Raw genomic sequence first — 15,033 nt, 5'->3', positions numbered from 1 at the left:
ATTCTCAAAGCACAAATAAGCTAACTTTTATCATTAATAATTTATTATTCTAATCCTTACGCTGAAAAACGATAGGAGTGAATAAGTTACTTATTCACTCCTATGCCTTATATTTACGTTACCACTCTATCTTAATGATATCTGCTGTAACGCATAATACTCATCATAAGCGGCGGTATACCCAGAGCAATTATACGATTTACTATTCTTTGTTACAGTATATGTATAACGATCCTGTGAATATCTTAATACTATTCTCCCCTTATATCCAGAAGAGACAGGATAAGAAATAGTCTGTGTTGTAGTAAATGTAACAGAACCGCCTAATGTTGAAGCTACATTGGCTTTTAAAATTTCTGCATCTACCGTGACACCGCCAGTGACAGAAGCACTGATTGTAGTGCTGACGCCTCTTGAAACTGAGACAGTTCCCGGAGCAGCAACATAATTTGATATTGGTTGAAATAAATTATATCTTGTAGGTTTGCTTACATTTGAAATGACAATAACATCTTTTTTTGCGAGCCCAGCTATTGCCTGAGGCTGAAATTCAACCACCTTTTTGTTTGAAAAATTACCTAACCTTGTTTCCTCAGCCCCCGCTTCAGTTTGAGTAATCACATCCTGATACTGTGTAGCGGCAAATGCTGTCAAATTGGTTCCTAAAATTAGAAAACATGAAAGAAATAATCCTAAATACCTTTTTACACTTCCCATAAACTTTCCCTCCAAATTTTAATTAGTAATTGTAAGATATTGATTTTTAATTGTAAACCTTAAATCCCAATGGAATCACAACCTTTCATTTATAATAATGTAAAATAAATATTGTTTAATTATTTATTTTACATTATTATTAAAACATAAAATAATATTATTTGTCAAGTTAAAGTAGACAACAAAAAAGGCTATGTTTTTCAGTAACGAAGAACATAACCTCATAGGAATTGGATTCAGACGTTCATTTCCCAGGAACACGCCTTGTGTATTGGTGGGAAGTGTACAAATCCATCAGCATATAAAACATTCCTTGCGTTTGAATTTCTGCAATACTATCTTAGACAAGTAGCTTATCTATCGTTTTAATAACAACGAGTCATCAGAATCACAGTTTCAACGTGCGTCGTCCAGGGAAACATGTCACACCCTCTCACCTGCACAAGCTCATACCCCCGCTCCGCCAGATATTTCAAATCCCTTGCTAACGTCGCAGAGTCACAGCTGACATACACCACCCGCTTCGGTGCCATCTTCACAATGGTCTCCAGACATTTCTCATCGCACCCTTTTCTTGGCGGGTCCACAACAATTACATCGGCATAAACCTGATTTTTCTCAAACTGTTCCGGCAGTACCTCCTCCGCTTTTCCTACAAAAAACTCTGCGTTCTCAATCCCATTTAACCTTGCATTCTCCCTTGCATCATCAATCGCCTGGGGAACGATTTCCACTCCATAGACCTTCTTCGCTTTCTGCGCAAGAAATAAAGAGATCGTACCGATTCCGCAATACAGATCCCATACCGTCTCACCGCCTGTAAGCCCCGCATACTCCAAAGCAGTTTCATATAGCTTCTTAGTCTGTACCGGATTAACCTGATAAAAAGAAAGAGGAGAAATACGGTACTGTACAGAACCTATATAATCAGTGATATATCCGGGTCCAAAAAGGTTCTCCACCTTGTTACCCAGAATCACATTAGTCTGTTCCTTATTCACATTCAAAGATATACTTGCCATCCCAGGGATCTCAAGCAGGCTCTTCACCAACTCCTCACTATGTGGAAGCTGATTCCCGTTAATCACCTGACACACCATCAGCTCACCTGTCTGGAATCCTTTCCGGATCAGCGTATGGCGGATCAGTCCCTTATGAGTGCTCTCATCATAAGGAGCCAGATGGTATCGCTCCATATGGGCCTTAATATGCCCTAACACTTCCCGATTCTCTTCCACACCTAACAAACAGTCCTCGCACCCGATAATGGCATGAGTCCTCCCTGCATAAAAGCCTGCCACAGGCCTCCCATCCTTATCCACCCCCCAGGGAAACTGTGCTTTATTTCGATACCTCCATGGCTCGTCCATCCCCATAATAGGAAGCATTGGAACATCTTTAAAGCCGCCGATCCGGGTAATATTGCCATAGATTTTGCGTTCCTTGTAGCGAAGTTCCTCTTCGTAGCTCATAGACTGAAGCTGGCAGCCTCCGCACTGTTTCGCTACTGGGCACAATGGGGTAATTCTGCTTTCTGACGGCTTGATAATCTGTTCTAAATGCGCAAAGCCGTAATTTTTCTTCACCTTCATGGCTTTTGCTTCCACCTGATCACCAATTACTGTATCCTTTATAAACCAGGTAAAACCATCCGTTTTACCGATTCCTTCTCCTGTCTCACTCAGATCCTCAATTATTACCTGGATCCTGTCATTTTTCTTCCACTCTGCCATTTCGTCCTCCAATTGACTCCTCATTTGAACTAATTGTATCCTGTTTTTTCTCAGGAAGCAAGAAAAAAACAGGAGCTAAACAACTCCCGCAAGACAGGACGTCTTCCTTCGTTGTTCAGCTCCCGAAAATTTATTTGCCTTTTCCGTTGGCTTTTTCCATATGGATATTTTTACCTTTGATTTTAACATCTTTCATTGCAGTTAATACGGCATCAGCGCTTTCTCTTGGAACTTCTACAAAAGTATATTTGTCATACATGTCGATGCTTCCAACCATCTTGCCTGGCATACCGGATTCTCCAGCAATGGCACCAAGAATATCTCCTGGCTTTACATTCTGGTTCTTACCGATGTTAATGAATAAGCGGGCCATGTCATCTCTGGAGGAAGAATCATATCTTCCGCCGTTTCCGCCGCGGCCGCCGTTGTTGCTTCTGCCTCTGCCTCTGCCGTTTCCGCCGCCGAAGCCTTCCAGCTCGTCAAGGGAACGGGGTTCTCTGGTATCGATGATGTCTTCGTTTTCCTCACCCATCATCATACGTAAGAGGGCTGCTGCCAGATCAAGAGAGGTATAATCCTCTTCCAACAGCTTCTTCTCAATGATATTAACGGTCTTGCTTAAATCAGTATCACCGATAGTTGCTGCAACGCCTTCCAGGATCTTGTCTACCTTGATGGCAGTTACATCGTTAAGAGATGGTATTGCCTGAGGTACGATCTTGGTCTTGCAGTAACGCTGAATGTCACGAAGCTTGTATACTTCCTTGCCAACAACAAAGCTGAATGCGATTCCTTCACGTCCGGCACGACCGGTACGGCCGATACGGTGTACGTAGTATTCGTCATCCTGTGGAAGGTCATAGTTAAATACCGCTTCTACGTCGTCTACGTCGATTCCACGGGCTGCCACATCAGTAGCCACAAGAATCTCTGTCTTACCGTTACGGAAGCTGTTCATGACACGATCACGCTGGATCTGCTTTAAGTCTCCGTGAAGACCTTCTGCAAAATATCCTCTTCCCTGAAGTGCCTGTACTAACTCATCAACCTGCTTCTTGGTGTTACAGAAAACAACGGAAAGCTTTGGTGCATACATATCTAACAGACGGCACATAACTTCCACTTTGCTCTTTGGTTTTACTTCATAGTAATACTGGGTTACTTTCGGGACTGTCAGTTCTTTCTTCACTACTTTCACATTTACCGGCTCCTGCTGGAACTTTCTTGCGATATCAAGAATTGCCGGAGGCATGGTAGCGGAGAACATAACGGTCTGACGCTCTTCGGGAAGCTGGCTTAAAATCGTTTCCATATCCTCTAAAAATCCCATGTTCAGCATCTCATCTGCCTCATCCATAACAACTGTATGGACAAAATCAAACTTAACGGTTTTCCGGCGCATATGATCCATAACACGTCCCGGAGTTCCGATGATGATCTGAGTACCGTCTTTTAAAGAACGGATCTGTTTCACGATGTCCTGGCCTCCGTAGATAGGGAGAACCTTCACACCATGCATATATTTAGCAAGCCTGCGGATCTCATCTGCCACCTGAATAGCAAGCTCTCTGGTTGGACAGAGGGCCACCGCCTGAAGCTTTTTTACCTTAGGGTCAATTTTCTGTAACAGGGGAATACCAAAGGCAGCGGTCTTTCCAGTTCCTGTCTGGGCCTGACCAATGATATCTCTTCCCTCCAGCTGTACCGGAATTGCCTGGGTCTGGATCGGAGATGCCTCTTCAAATCCCATATCTGCTACTGCCCGCAGAATTCTTTCATCTAATTGTAACTCATCAAATCTAACTGTTTCCATAAATGATTAATTCCTTTCTCATTGCCAGCCGGGTTCTTATGTTGCCGACGGCCGCACAAACACACTATCGCAAACAAAACGAGAGGTATCAGGCACGTTTCAGACCTTCATCCTCTCGTTTCACACGAAAGTAAAGTATAACAGGTTTTTTTTTTCATGTCAAGGGATTCATATTAATTTTTCTACTGTTAAATGGGAATTTTATTCCTGTTTTCCGTTATTTTTTTAACCACCCTTTTTTCGTAAAATACCATATTTCTAATCCAATTAAAAGGATACTTAAAAGAATACAAAAAGGATATCCATAAGTCCAGTTAAGCTCCGGCATATTTTTAAAATTCATGCCATACCAGCCCGCTATAAGAGACAAAGGAGCAAAAACAGCAGTCACCATGGTTAAAAAGGATAATGCGTGATTCTGCTTCATTTCCATTCTCACCTGATACATCTCCCGAATCTGCTGAGCGTATTCTCGCAGTTCTCTCCCGTATTCCAAAAGCCTTGCCATTCTACCGGCAAACAGGTGAAACAGTGCCCGTTCCTCATCCTTTAACAGACCATTATAATTCTCCGTTAAGGTCTGACTCATATTCATCAGCTGCCCATAATAAGACGCCACCTTAGCCAGTTCCTTCCTGGCCTTTAGAATGATTCCCAGCACGTCTTCCTTTTCCCTTCTGCCGCTCATGATTCTGTCTTCCATTTCCGTTAAGTATTCCTCATATTTCTGAAGATATTCAATGTCATCTCTGACCTGATATTCCAAAAACTCGAACAGGAGATGGGCCGGATAAGTCTTCTCAAAAATCTGTGTCTTATCAATCTCCTTTAACATTCTATCAGCTTCTCCGCTGTCATCAATCAGGATCAGGCGGTTTTCATTCATATAATAACCAAATATCAGTGGGCGTTTCAAAGGATTTTTCTTCACAGGTATTACCAGGGTACCTACCACACAGTCTTTTAACAAATCTGTTCTGCAGTACTGCCCCCGCTCCAGACTCCGGATTAATATATGGTCTTCGTAACGGGTATGATGCCCCTTTAGATATTCTTCTTTGCTTAAAATATCAATCAGAACATCATCCTCAGATATCGATTCTTCCCCCTTTACGGGAATCAGTCTTTTGTCTAATTTATATCTCACATCTGTTTCCTCCTAAACCCGATACTCGGTCCTGTTTTGACCTGCCTTTTCTAAGTTTAGTACCTGACATTTCACTTGTCAATAGAACAGGCCTTTTGGGCAAACCTTGGGACTCCCATCCTAGTTTCACCAAAAAGGCCTATTTTAATAGGAAACTTCTGAATCCATTTTATGATTCAAATAACTGATGTACAATCTCTGCGATTAACTTTGCGGTTCCAGTCACGCCAAGTAACGAGGAGTCAATCATCAGCTGCTTATGCTCCGGATCACCAGGTAAATAGCCTGCATATTTTTTATGATACGCGTTGCGGGCTCTGTCTACGGATAAAATCATACGTTTCGCCTCAGACTCTGTCATACCAAGTGTATCCACACAGTTTTGCAGACGTTTCTCATAAGAAGCGTAGATAAAAATGTTGATATTATTTTTTTCCTTTTCAAGAAGAAAATCAGAGCATCTGCCAACCAGGATACAGCTTGTTTTTTTTGCCAGATTGAGAATAATATCCTTCTGCACATCAAATATAATATCCTGCATATATTCCTCGTCAGTTCCTAAAGGGAACATTCTTGGAAGAAAGCTGTGCCTGGATTTTTCCTCCTCGTTACTGACTGTTGAAACCGGCAGATTCAGCTTATTTGCAACTTCTTCCACAATATCCCGGTCATAAAACTCCACTCCCAGAATCTGTGACAGTTCTCTGGCAATGGAACGCCCCAGACTGCCAAACTCACGGGTAATGGTGATCGTAAACTTCTCCATAACAGATGTACCTCCCTAACCGGTCACAATTGTTTTCTGATATCCCCTGACTACACAGCTGAGGGCAAAACAGATGGTAAAATAGCAAAGTGCCTCGAAAGCAAACAGCATCATCATTCCTCTGACATCGTAGATACTGCCAAGGACTACGGCGCAGTTTCTCATGAATTCTGCTACGTCTACCATCTTTAAGAATGAGGTATCCTTAATAATGGTAATCACCTGGCTTAAGAGAGCCGGAATCACCTTCTTATATGTCTGAGGCAGTATAATGTGCCACAATGTCTGAAAAAAGCTGAAGCCCTGGGATTGCGCCCCTTCAAACTGCCCCTTGGGAATGGAATTTAACCCACCCCGAAAGATCTCTGCCATAACTGCAGAAGTGAACAGGGTAATGGCAAATACCGATACTCCTACTTTATTCCCTTTTACTGTAAAATAGATCCAGAGAATCCATAAAAGGTTGGGGGTACAGCGGAAGAACTCTGTATAGACTGCTACCAAAGTTCCTGCCCACTTCCATTTTCCGGAAGAATAAGTACGGATCAGTGCCAGTATGGTTCCGAAAAATATACTGAGGATCGTAGCCAGCACAGCGATCATGACCGTCATCTGTAAGCCTTTCAGCATGAAAAGTACATTTGCCGGTGTAAATATCTGTTGAAATAATTCTAACATGCTGCCTCCTCGTCTGCCTGTATCTCAAGCTTTTTTGCAACTGGCAGCCGCATGGAGCGGATTTCCAAATATCTTGCCAGTCTGGCTAACGGGAAACAGATAATAAAGTACATCACTGCACTTGTAAAATATGCCTGGGCAAAATACCCTCTGTCAGCGCCCCATGAATCCGTAAAATACATCAGATCCATGCCCGCAACCATGGCGAGTATGGAAGTGTTTTTAACCAGGTTTAATGCCTGATTGGCGAGAGGCGGCATAATAATTTTAATGGTCTGAGGCAGAATGATATGATACATGGTTTCCAGATAGCTAAAACCCTGAGATGCTGCTGCCTCAGACTGCCCCTTTGGAATCGCTTCAATTCCGGTTCTTATGACCTCAGAAATATAGGCACCATGATAGACGCCTACCCCGATAACCCCTAATACAAACTTAGGGATACGAAACCCGGAACTGGAAAACAGCATGGGAAGAACCGAGTAATAACACATGACCTGTAAAGCCAGAGGCGTATTCTGTATGAATTCCACATAGATTCGTGAAATGATCTTAAGCAGCTTCCACTTGGATGAAGAGAACATGCCGAATATCACTCCAAGGACCAGCGCAACCGCCAGTCCTACCAGTGATATTTTAAGTGTCATAAGAAATCCAGGGATATAATATTCGGGGAATGCCGCGAAGAGGGCACTCCATCGTTTTCCATCAAAAAGACCTTTAATCATGTCATTTTTCCTTTACTTAAAACAGCTTACTGTAATCCCCACTGATCCTGAAGTTTCTTCATGGAACCATCAGAAAGCATGGAAGTAACTTTTTTCTCTACTGCCTCTGCAAGACCTGTATTTCCCTTTGCAGCTGCAACACCGTAATCCTGCTCTGCGAAGCGGTCTTCCAGAATCATATTTCCGTCATTTACATAACCTGCAAGGATGGCGCGGTCAACAGAGAAGCAGTCAATCTGCTTGGTTGCCAGTGCCTGAGCCAGCGCAGGATAACCATCAAATTCCTGGAACTGTGGGTTTACCTTTAATCCTTTTTCATCCACATACTTCTTAAATCCGTCCTTTGTTGTGGAAGACTGTGCAACACCGATTACTTTACCATCTAAATCCTGAATGGATTTGATTCCGGAATCTTTATTTACTAAAAGACCTACTGCATCGGTATAGTATGGTGTGGAGAAATTATAGGTTTCTTTTCTTTCTGGTGTAATGGTAAAGGTTGCAATAACCAGATCGATTTCCCCATTCTCTAATAAAGGTCCTCTTGTTTTAGCCGTTACGCCCTGGAATTCCACCAGTTTCTTTTCCTTTGCCTCAGCTGCGCTGCATCCGAAGATGGATCCGGCGATCTCATATGCAAGATCATCTTCAAATCCTTCGTACTGCCCAGTTGCTGTATTCTGTAAGCTGAACTTTGGAATATCTGATTTACAGCCTACTTTTAACACTCCGCGGTCAATAATCTTCTGCACGTCTTTAGCAGCTGTGCCTGCTGCACCTGATCCGGTTGTTGCTTCTGCAGAAGAACCTGCTGCTTTGGTATCTGCCGGTGCGGTGGTTGTCTCCGGTGCTTTGGAACCGCATGCGGTTAAGGTCGCTGCCATAGCAAGCGTCAGTGCCAGGGATAACATTTTCTTCATCATAATTGTTTCCTCCTCAATCATCTTATTATATTAAACATCACCCTAATGAAGGATTTTGCTTAAGAACGCTTTTGTCCGCTCATGTTCCGGACATTCAAAGAAGTGTTCCGGTGTTCCCTCTTCCAGAATATACCCACCATCCATGAAAATTACACGGTCTGCAACCTGACGGGCAAATCCCATCTCGTGTGTCACACAAATCATGGTAATATTCTCATGAGCCAGCTCCACCATAACGTTTAATACCTCCTGCACCATCTCTGGATCCAGTGCTGATGTGGGTTCATCAAATAAAATCAGCGGCTGCTTCGTGCATAATGCTCTGGCAATTGCCACCCTCTGCTGCTGTCCGCCGGAAAGCTGTACCGGATAATTACCCGCTTTATCTTTTAAACCTACACGTTCCAGACACTTCATTGCTATCTTTTTTGCTTCTTCCTTGGGAACGTGCTGAAGTTTAACGGGTGCCAGTGTCAGATTTTCCAGAACAGTCAGATGGGGATATAAATTAAATTGCTGAAATACCATAGACGAGTATTTTTTTGCCATTTCCAAATGATTTTTCTTTGTTACCTGTGTGCCTGCCACGGTAATGGTACCGCTGGTAGGCTCCTCTAAATAGTTAATGCAACGGATAAACGTGGATTTTCCGGAGCCGGATGGTCCGATGATTACCAGTTTTTCCCCTTCCCTGACCGTAAGGCTGATGTCCTTTAACACCTCAAGGTCTCCGAAGTTCTTTTTTAAGTTTTCAACTTTCACCATATCTGGCATGTTTCCAGCCCCTCTCTGCGTAATTTCTGAAAAAAAGCATAAAGGCGCCTAAGAATCTTAAGTTCTTAGGCGCCTTTGCCTGGTTGCGTTTTTTAATTGTTGTTATTATAAAAAGTTTTGCATCAAAAGTCAAGAATTATTTTCCCCTGCATAGGGGCAGGCTACAAAATGACCGGGAGAAACTTCCATCATTTCCGGTATATGGTTTTTACAGTCTTCCCTTGCATACATACATCTGGTATGGAAATGACATCCGGTTGGAACATTCATGGGACTGGGAAGCTCACCGCTTAGCATCACCCGTTTTGACTGGGCTGCCAGCTTTGGATCTGCCAGTGGAATGGCAGAAAGCAGCGCCTTTGTGTAGGGATGAAGGGGGTTTTCATACAACTCATCACTATCTGCAATCTCCACCAGTCTTCCTAAATACATGACTCCGATCCTGGTTGAAATGTGGCGCACCATGGATAAATCGTGGGCAACAAACAGATAGGTAAGCCCCATCTCCTTTTGTAAATCCTCTAACAGATTAACCACCTGGGCCTGAATGGATACGTCAAGGGCAGAGATGGGCTCATCGCACAGAAGAAACTCCGGTTCCACTAATAATGCTCTTGCAATTCCGATTCTCTGGCGCTGTCCGCCGGAAAACTCATATGCATATTTATACATATCATCCGGTTTCAATCCCACCTTTTTTAAGATCTCTTCCATTCTGCCTTCCATTTCATCATTGGATAAACCGGAAACTGCAGTCAGGGACTCTTTTAATATCTCCCGCACATTGTGGTGGGGATCTAAAGAAGAATAGGGATCCTGGAAAATGATCTGCATCTGTTTATGAACAGGAAGAAGCTGCCTTCCTTTAAGGCCGGTGATATCCTGATCTTTAAACAAAATAGAGCCGGAAGTGGGATCATACATACGGATTAAAGTACGGCCAAGGGTGGATTTTCCGCACCCGGATTCTCCTACCAGACCAAAGGTCTCTCCTTTTCGTATGGCCAGATTAATATGATCAACTGCCTTTACCTCCGCTTTTTTCCTGCCAAAGAAATCTCTGGCTGGAAAATACTTACAAAGATCTCTGGCTTCCAGAAGTATCTCATTATTTTTATTATCCATGGGATTCTACCTCCCCTTCCTTATGATCCAGCTCTTCCCCGGAATAGATGCACAAGGCTCTCTGGGTATCGCTGTAAGTGCGGTACTGGGGAATTTCTTTCCTGCAGTCTTCACAGGCGAATTTGCACCGTTCCGCAAAAGGACAGCCAGATGGCGGGTTAATCAGTGATGGTGCCATGCCTGGTATGGGCTCCAGGCGTTCTTTCCCTGCTGAACGGGGTTTGGGCACTGCATGAAGAAGTGCCCTGGTATAAGGATGTTTGGGGGAATAGAAGATCTCCTCTGTGGTTCCTTCCTCCATTAAAAGTCCGCCGTACATAACTGCGATTCTATGGCTTAAACTGGCTACCACCCCTAAGTCATGGGTGATGAGAATAATGCTCATACCGGTTTCTTCCTGAAGACTCTTAAGCAGATCCAGGATCTGTGCCTGAATTGTCACATCAAGAGCAGTGGTAGGTTCATCGGCAATTAAAAGCTTTGGCCTGCAGCAAAGAGCCATGGCGATTAAAACCCTTTGTCTCATTCCTCCGGAAAATTCGTGGGGATACTGTCCCAACCGCTTCTCCGGAGAGGGAATTCCAACCTGGTTTAATACAGCAACCGATTCTTTTCTTGCCGCTTCTTTATCCATTCCCCGGTGGCGTTTTAATACCTCCATTAAGTGAGAGCCAATGGTCTTTAAAGGATTTAAGGCAGTCATGGGATCCTGGAAAATCATGGCCATTTCTTTTCCCCGCATCTTTCTTAACTGCTCCGGATCCATAGACAGCATATCCTGCCCGGCAAACGTAAGTTCATCAGCCTTCACCTCTGCATTATCCGGCATCAGTCCCATAACCGATTTCATAAGTACACTTTTTCCGCTTCCGGATTCTCCAACCACTGCCAGAATCTCACCGGATTTCACATACAGACTGACTCCACGCACTGCCTGTACGGTCCTGCCATGAGTATGGAAGGTGGTCCGAATGTCTGCAGCAGACAGTATTTTTTCTTTCTTTTTTAATGTCTCTTCCAATTCTTCGTCCCTCCTTTACTCTTTCTCACCGCTCATTACCTTTGGTTCTACATAGACGCGGAGCAGATTACCCAGCTTATTAAAAGCAAAAATTGTAATGATAATTAATAGACCCGGAATCAGAGCCATATGAAAACTGTTCTGCATGGTTCCCTGGGCATTTTGCAGAAGGCTTCCCCAGGAAGACATGGGCTGCTGAATACCAACTCCAAGAAAGCTTAAGGAAGATTCCGTCATAATGGCATTCGCCATACTGGTGGTAGCTGCCACAATAATAGTTGGGAAAACCGACGGTATAATATGGCTGATAATTATTTTCCATTTACTGACTCCGGAAAAACCAGCATAAAGAATAAACTCCCGTTCTTTTAAAGACAGCGTCTCGGCCCGCACAAGCCGCGCAATCTCCATCCATGTAAAAAGACCAATCACCAGTATAATAGACTGGATTCCCGGCTTTAAGAAAATGCTGACAACGGTAACCAGTACCATCCACGGTATGGAATGAAGAATATCAACGATTCTCATCAGAATCATATCCACGATTCCGCCGGTCAGCCCTGCAATGGTTCCTGCCGCCACACCAATGGTTAAACTTGTGAGCATGGCTAAAAAAGCCACAATCAGGGAAACCCTGCCGCCATAGATCACCCTTGCAAAATAATCTCTTCCCACTTCATCCGTACCAAACCAATGGGTAAGAGACGGTTCTTTCAGTCTATTGGCAATATCCGTTGCATTGGGCTCCATGGGAAGAAAGGGCGCCAGAAGTGCAAACAGAATAATGATACCTAAAAGGATCAGAGAGATAACTGCTGCTTTATCATGCTTTAAGGCCAGCTTAACACTGTCAATCCGAATTGATTTATCTTTATTTTTCGTTTCGTTTTTCATATCCTGTCACCCCATTTCCTTAATCCGCGGATCAATCAGACAATACAGGATATCCGACAGTAAATTTCCTAAAATAACCAATGTGGAGGACAACACCAGAATGATCATAACGATGGGATAATCCATACCCTGAATCGCTTTGATGAAATAAGGCCCCACTCCTGGCCAGCTAAACACTGTCTCTGTAATAATTGCTCCTGTTACCAAAAGCGGCAATGCCATACCAAGGCGCGTGATCACAGGCAGAAGCACATTTTTACATACATGCTTAAACATGATTTCACTTTTTGTCGCGCCAAACGCCCGTTGAACCAGAACATAGTCCTCAGAGAACTGTGTTAGAGTTGAGGAACGGACAAATTTAATATTCGCCGGCATGAAGGATACGGTGAGCGTGAGAAACGGCATGATAAAGTGTTTTAAAAAGTCAACTACAGAGGATTCCATTCCTACTGCATGCATTCCAACAATGGGCAGAAGCTTAAGCTTATAACCCAGAACAAAGATAAGAAGCATGGCAAACCAGAAGGAAGGAACTGCAATTCCCACGGAAGAAACCGCATCTATGATCTTATCCGCTTTTTTATTTTTATTGGCACCAGCAATCAGACCCAGAACAACCGCCAGAATATAAGCGGTTATAAAAGCCGGAAGTACAAGTTTTATCGTATTGGGAAGTCTCACCCCGAGATCTGCCGCAATACTTTGTTTTGTCACGATGGAATATCCGAAATTACCGTTCATAATCCCGTCAAGCCAGCGGACGTACTGAATATACACCGGCTGGTCATAACCGTATTTTGCTTTGATTAAATTGATTGTCTCCTGTGACATCTTAGGGGTTGTCATGGCGTCAATGGCATCATAGGGCGCAAAATGCATCAGCGCAAAGCATAGAACCGTTATGAGAAGGACCATAGGGATGGCTGTTAATATTCGTTTCAATATATATCTGGCCATATCATTTCTCCTTAATAAAGAAAGAGGTGTCTGCTGCAGTTAATGCAGCGAAACACCATTCTCTCTCATTTTTTTGCAGATGCAATTACTTTTTCTGTAACTTAGAGGTATCCTCAAAGGTATAAACAGGAACCAGCTTTGCAGCATCAATGCCTGATACATTCTTAGAAACAACTAAGAGGCGTTTGTTGGAATATAACGGATAGAAGCATGCTGTATCCTGAATCTTCTTCTGAAGATTGGTGTAAATTTCTTTCCGTTTTGTCTCGTCTGTTTCTTTACGTCCCTGTGCAAACATCTCATTGATTTCAGGCTGATCATAATACATATAATTGTATGCAGCGCCTGTTTCAAATAAGCTGGAGAAGGTGTCAGGGTCAATTCCCATGATATAACCGCCAAAGTACATATCATAGGTATTATTCTTATCCTTCATCTGCTGGCTGAGCGCCTTGGAATCAATACCGGAAAGAGTCACTTTAAATCCAGCTTTCTCAAGCTGTTCCTGTACCAGTAATGCTGAAGTGGACTGTAAGGTGTCTGAACCGCTGTATGCAAGATTCAGTTCAGGCTTCTGTACGCCGGAAGCCGCAAGATATTCTTTGGATTTCTCAAGGTTCTGCTCGTATTTTTCAACATCTTCTGTAAAGAACTTGCTGTTCGGCGGCATGAAACTCCATGGCAGATCATAATAATCAGAGCTTAAAAGAGCCGCATCTGCAATTGCCTTCTTATCAAGAGCATACAGAATTGCTTTTCTTAAATCCTCATTCTGAACACGGGCTGCATTGATCATCATATATGCCACACGGCCTTCCTGATAAGGATAAACAGTTAAGTTAGCAGAATCAAGATTCATCTGAGCAACCTGAGCCGGAGTTCCAATCCATGCATCTACTTCGCCGCTCTGGATTGCTGTCATGGCTGTATTCTCATTTTCAATAATACGGTATACGATATTATCAATAGAAGGTGCTCCCAGGAAATAGTTCTCATTCTTTGTAAACTTCACATAGGAACCTGCTGAGTACTCAGACATTACATAAGGTCCGGTTCCCACTGGCTTTGTATTAACATCATTATTTTCAAAATTAGTTACATTCTCATACACATGCTTTGGCATGATGAATATCTGGGAGAACATCTCCACTGCTGCGGAATTTACAAAAGGCATGGTTAATTTAACAGTATAATCATCAACCTTTTCGATCTTTACCGCACCTTCCTTATAAACCAACTGGGAATAAGCCCAGCCTGCATTCTCTTCCTTCTCCATAGCCTCGAATGTAAAGACAACGTCATCAGCGGTAAATTTCTCTCCGTCTGACCACTTTACATCATCGCGTAAATGCATGGTATAAGTTAAATTATCATCGGAGGTATCTATGCTCTTTGCAAGGAAATAGTTAATTCCGTCCGCATTATACATATATAACGGGGAATAGATCATCTTAATAGTCATAAGACCAAAACGGTCACTGGTTGTAATTACATTTACATTAGCACCCGGATCACCTGCGATGGCATAGGTAAATGTACTCTCTCCTCCCTCAGACGGTTTCGCCGCCTCTGCTGTGGTCTCACCAGCCCCTGCTGAGCTGCCGGACACTGCTGTTGTTCCCTCTGCTGCCGGATCTTTGCCGCCGCACGCGGTAAGTCCTCCAAGCACCATAACAGCTGCCAAAAGAATGCCCGCACGTTTCATAAAATTCTTTTTCATAATTTTCTCCTTTCATATACTGTCCCTTAAAACT

14 protein-coding genes are annotated in these 15,033 nt (G+C 43.2%); all 14 read right to left on the bottom strand.

The window, feature by feature from the left end; all coding sequences use genetic code 11:
- Positions 1–126: 126 nt before the first annotated feature.
- The 14 genes from BXY41_RS01680 to BXY41_RS01615 all read right to left on the bottom strand — a co-directional run bounded on the left by BXY41_RS01680 (position 127) and on the right by BXY41_RS01615 (position 14,999).
- Positions 127–717, bottom strand: a complete 591-nt coding sequence (locus tag BXY41_RS01680) for a hypothetical protein (protein ID WP_104433911.1) — start codon at positions 715–717, stop codon at positions 127–129.
- A 365-nt stretch (positions 718–1,082) separates the two neighbouring features.
- Entirely contained in the window at positions 1,083–2,450 is a 1,368-nt protein-coding gene (rlmD, locus tag BXY41_RS01675; protein ID WP_104433909.1) for a 23S rRNA (uracil(1939)-C(5))-methyltransferase RlmD, read from the bottom strand.
- 130 nt (positions 2,451–2,580) lie between these two features.
- Positions 2,581–4,263 carry a DEAD/DEAH box helicase gene (locus BXY41_RS01670; RefSeq protein WP_104433907.1) on the bottom strand — a complete coding sequence of 561 codons (1,683 nt, stop codon included), beginning with the start codon at positions 4,261–4,263 and terminating at the stop codon, positions 2,581–2,583.
- A gap of 217 nt (positions 4,264–4,480) precedes the next feature.
- Positions 4,481–5,410, bottom strand: a complete 930-nt coding sequence (locus tag BXY41_RS01665; protein ID WP_104433905.1) for a magnesium transporter CorA family protein — start codon at positions 5,408–5,410, stop codon at positions 4,481–4,483.
- Positions 5,411–5,579: 169 nt separating this feature from the next.
- Positions 5,580–6,176 carry a cytidylate kinase-like family protein gene (locus BXY41_RS01660; RefSeq protein WP_104433903.1) on the bottom strand — a complete coding sequence of 199 codons (597 nt, stop codon included), beginning with the start codon at positions 6,174–6,176 and terminating at the stop codon, positions 5,580–5,582.
- 15 nt (positions 6,177–6,191) lie between these two features.
- A complete protein-coding gene (locus tag BXY41_RS01655) occupies positions 6,192–6,854 on the bottom strand; it encodes an amino acid ABC transporter permease (RefSeq protein WP_104433901.1) in 663 nt (220 codons plus the stop codon).
- Positions 6,848–7,582: an amino acid ABC transporter permease gene (locus BXY41_RS01650; RefSeq protein WP_104433899.1), complete on the bottom strand. Its 735-nt coding sequence runs from the start codon at positions 7,580–7,582 to the stop codon at positions 6,848–6,850. The genes BXY41_RS01655 and BXY41_RS01650 overlap by 7 nt, the downstream gene beginning before the upstream one ends.
- 26 nt (positions 7,583–7,608) lie before the next feature.
- A complete protein-coding gene (locus tag BXY41_RS01645) occupies positions 7,609–8,505 on the bottom strand; it encodes a transporter substrate-binding domain-containing protein (RefSeq protein ID WP_104433897.1) in 897 nt (298 codons plus the stop codon).
- A gap of 42 nt (positions 8,506–8,547) precedes the next feature.
- Positions 8,548–9,279 (bottom strand): amino acid ABC transporter ATP-binding protein, encoded by a 732-nt coding sequence (locus tag BXY41_RS01640; RefSeq protein ID WP_104433895.1) that lies wholly within the window; start codon positions 9,277–9,279, stop codon positions 8,548–8,550.
- A gap of 129 nt (positions 9,280–9,408) precedes the next feature.
- Positions 9,409–10,404 (bottom strand): ABC transporter ATP-binding protein, encoded by a 996-nt coding sequence (locus BXY41_RS01635; protein ID WP_104433893.1) that lies wholly within the window; start codon positions 10,402–10,404, stop codon positions 9,409–9,411.
- Positions 10,397–11,425 carry an ABC transporter ATP-binding protein gene (locus tag BXY41_RS01630; protein ID WP_104433891.1) on the bottom strand — a complete coding sequence of 343 codons (1,029 nt, stop codon included), beginning with the start codon at positions 11,423–11,425 and terminating at the stop codon, positions 10,397–10,399. Before BXY41_RS01630 ends, BXY41_RS01635 begins: the two co-directional genes overlap by 8 nt.
- A 15-nt stretch (positions 11,426–11,440) precedes the next feature.
- Complete coding sequence (locus BXY41_RS01625) at positions 11,441–12,319, bottom strand: ABC transporter permease (RefSeq protein ID WP_104433889.1); 879 nt, start codon at positions 12,317–12,319, stop codon at positions 11,441–11,443.
- A gap of 6 nt (positions 12,320–12,325) precedes the next feature.
- Entirely contained in the window at positions 12,326–13,279 is a 954-nt protein-coding gene (locus tag BXY41_RS01620; protein WP_104433887.1) for an ABC transporter permease, read from the bottom strand.
- Positions 13,280–13,364: 85 nt separating this feature from the next.
- A complete protein-coding gene (locus BXY41_RS01615; protein WP_104433885.1) occupies positions 13,365–14,999 on the bottom strand; it encodes an ABC transporter substrate-binding protein in 1,635 nt (544 codons plus the stop codon).
- Between the last annotated feature and the right edge of the window lie 34 nt (positions 15,000–15,033).

It is taken from the genome of Lacrimispora xylanisolvens, assembly GCF_002934545.1.
GTDB classification, from domain to species: Bacteria; Bacillota; Clostridia; order Lachnospirales; family Lachnospiraceae; genus Lacrimispora; species Lacrimispora xylanisolvens.
Note: the sequence above shows the minus strand (reverse complement) of the source record. Positions and strands in the feature narration are given on the sequence as shown.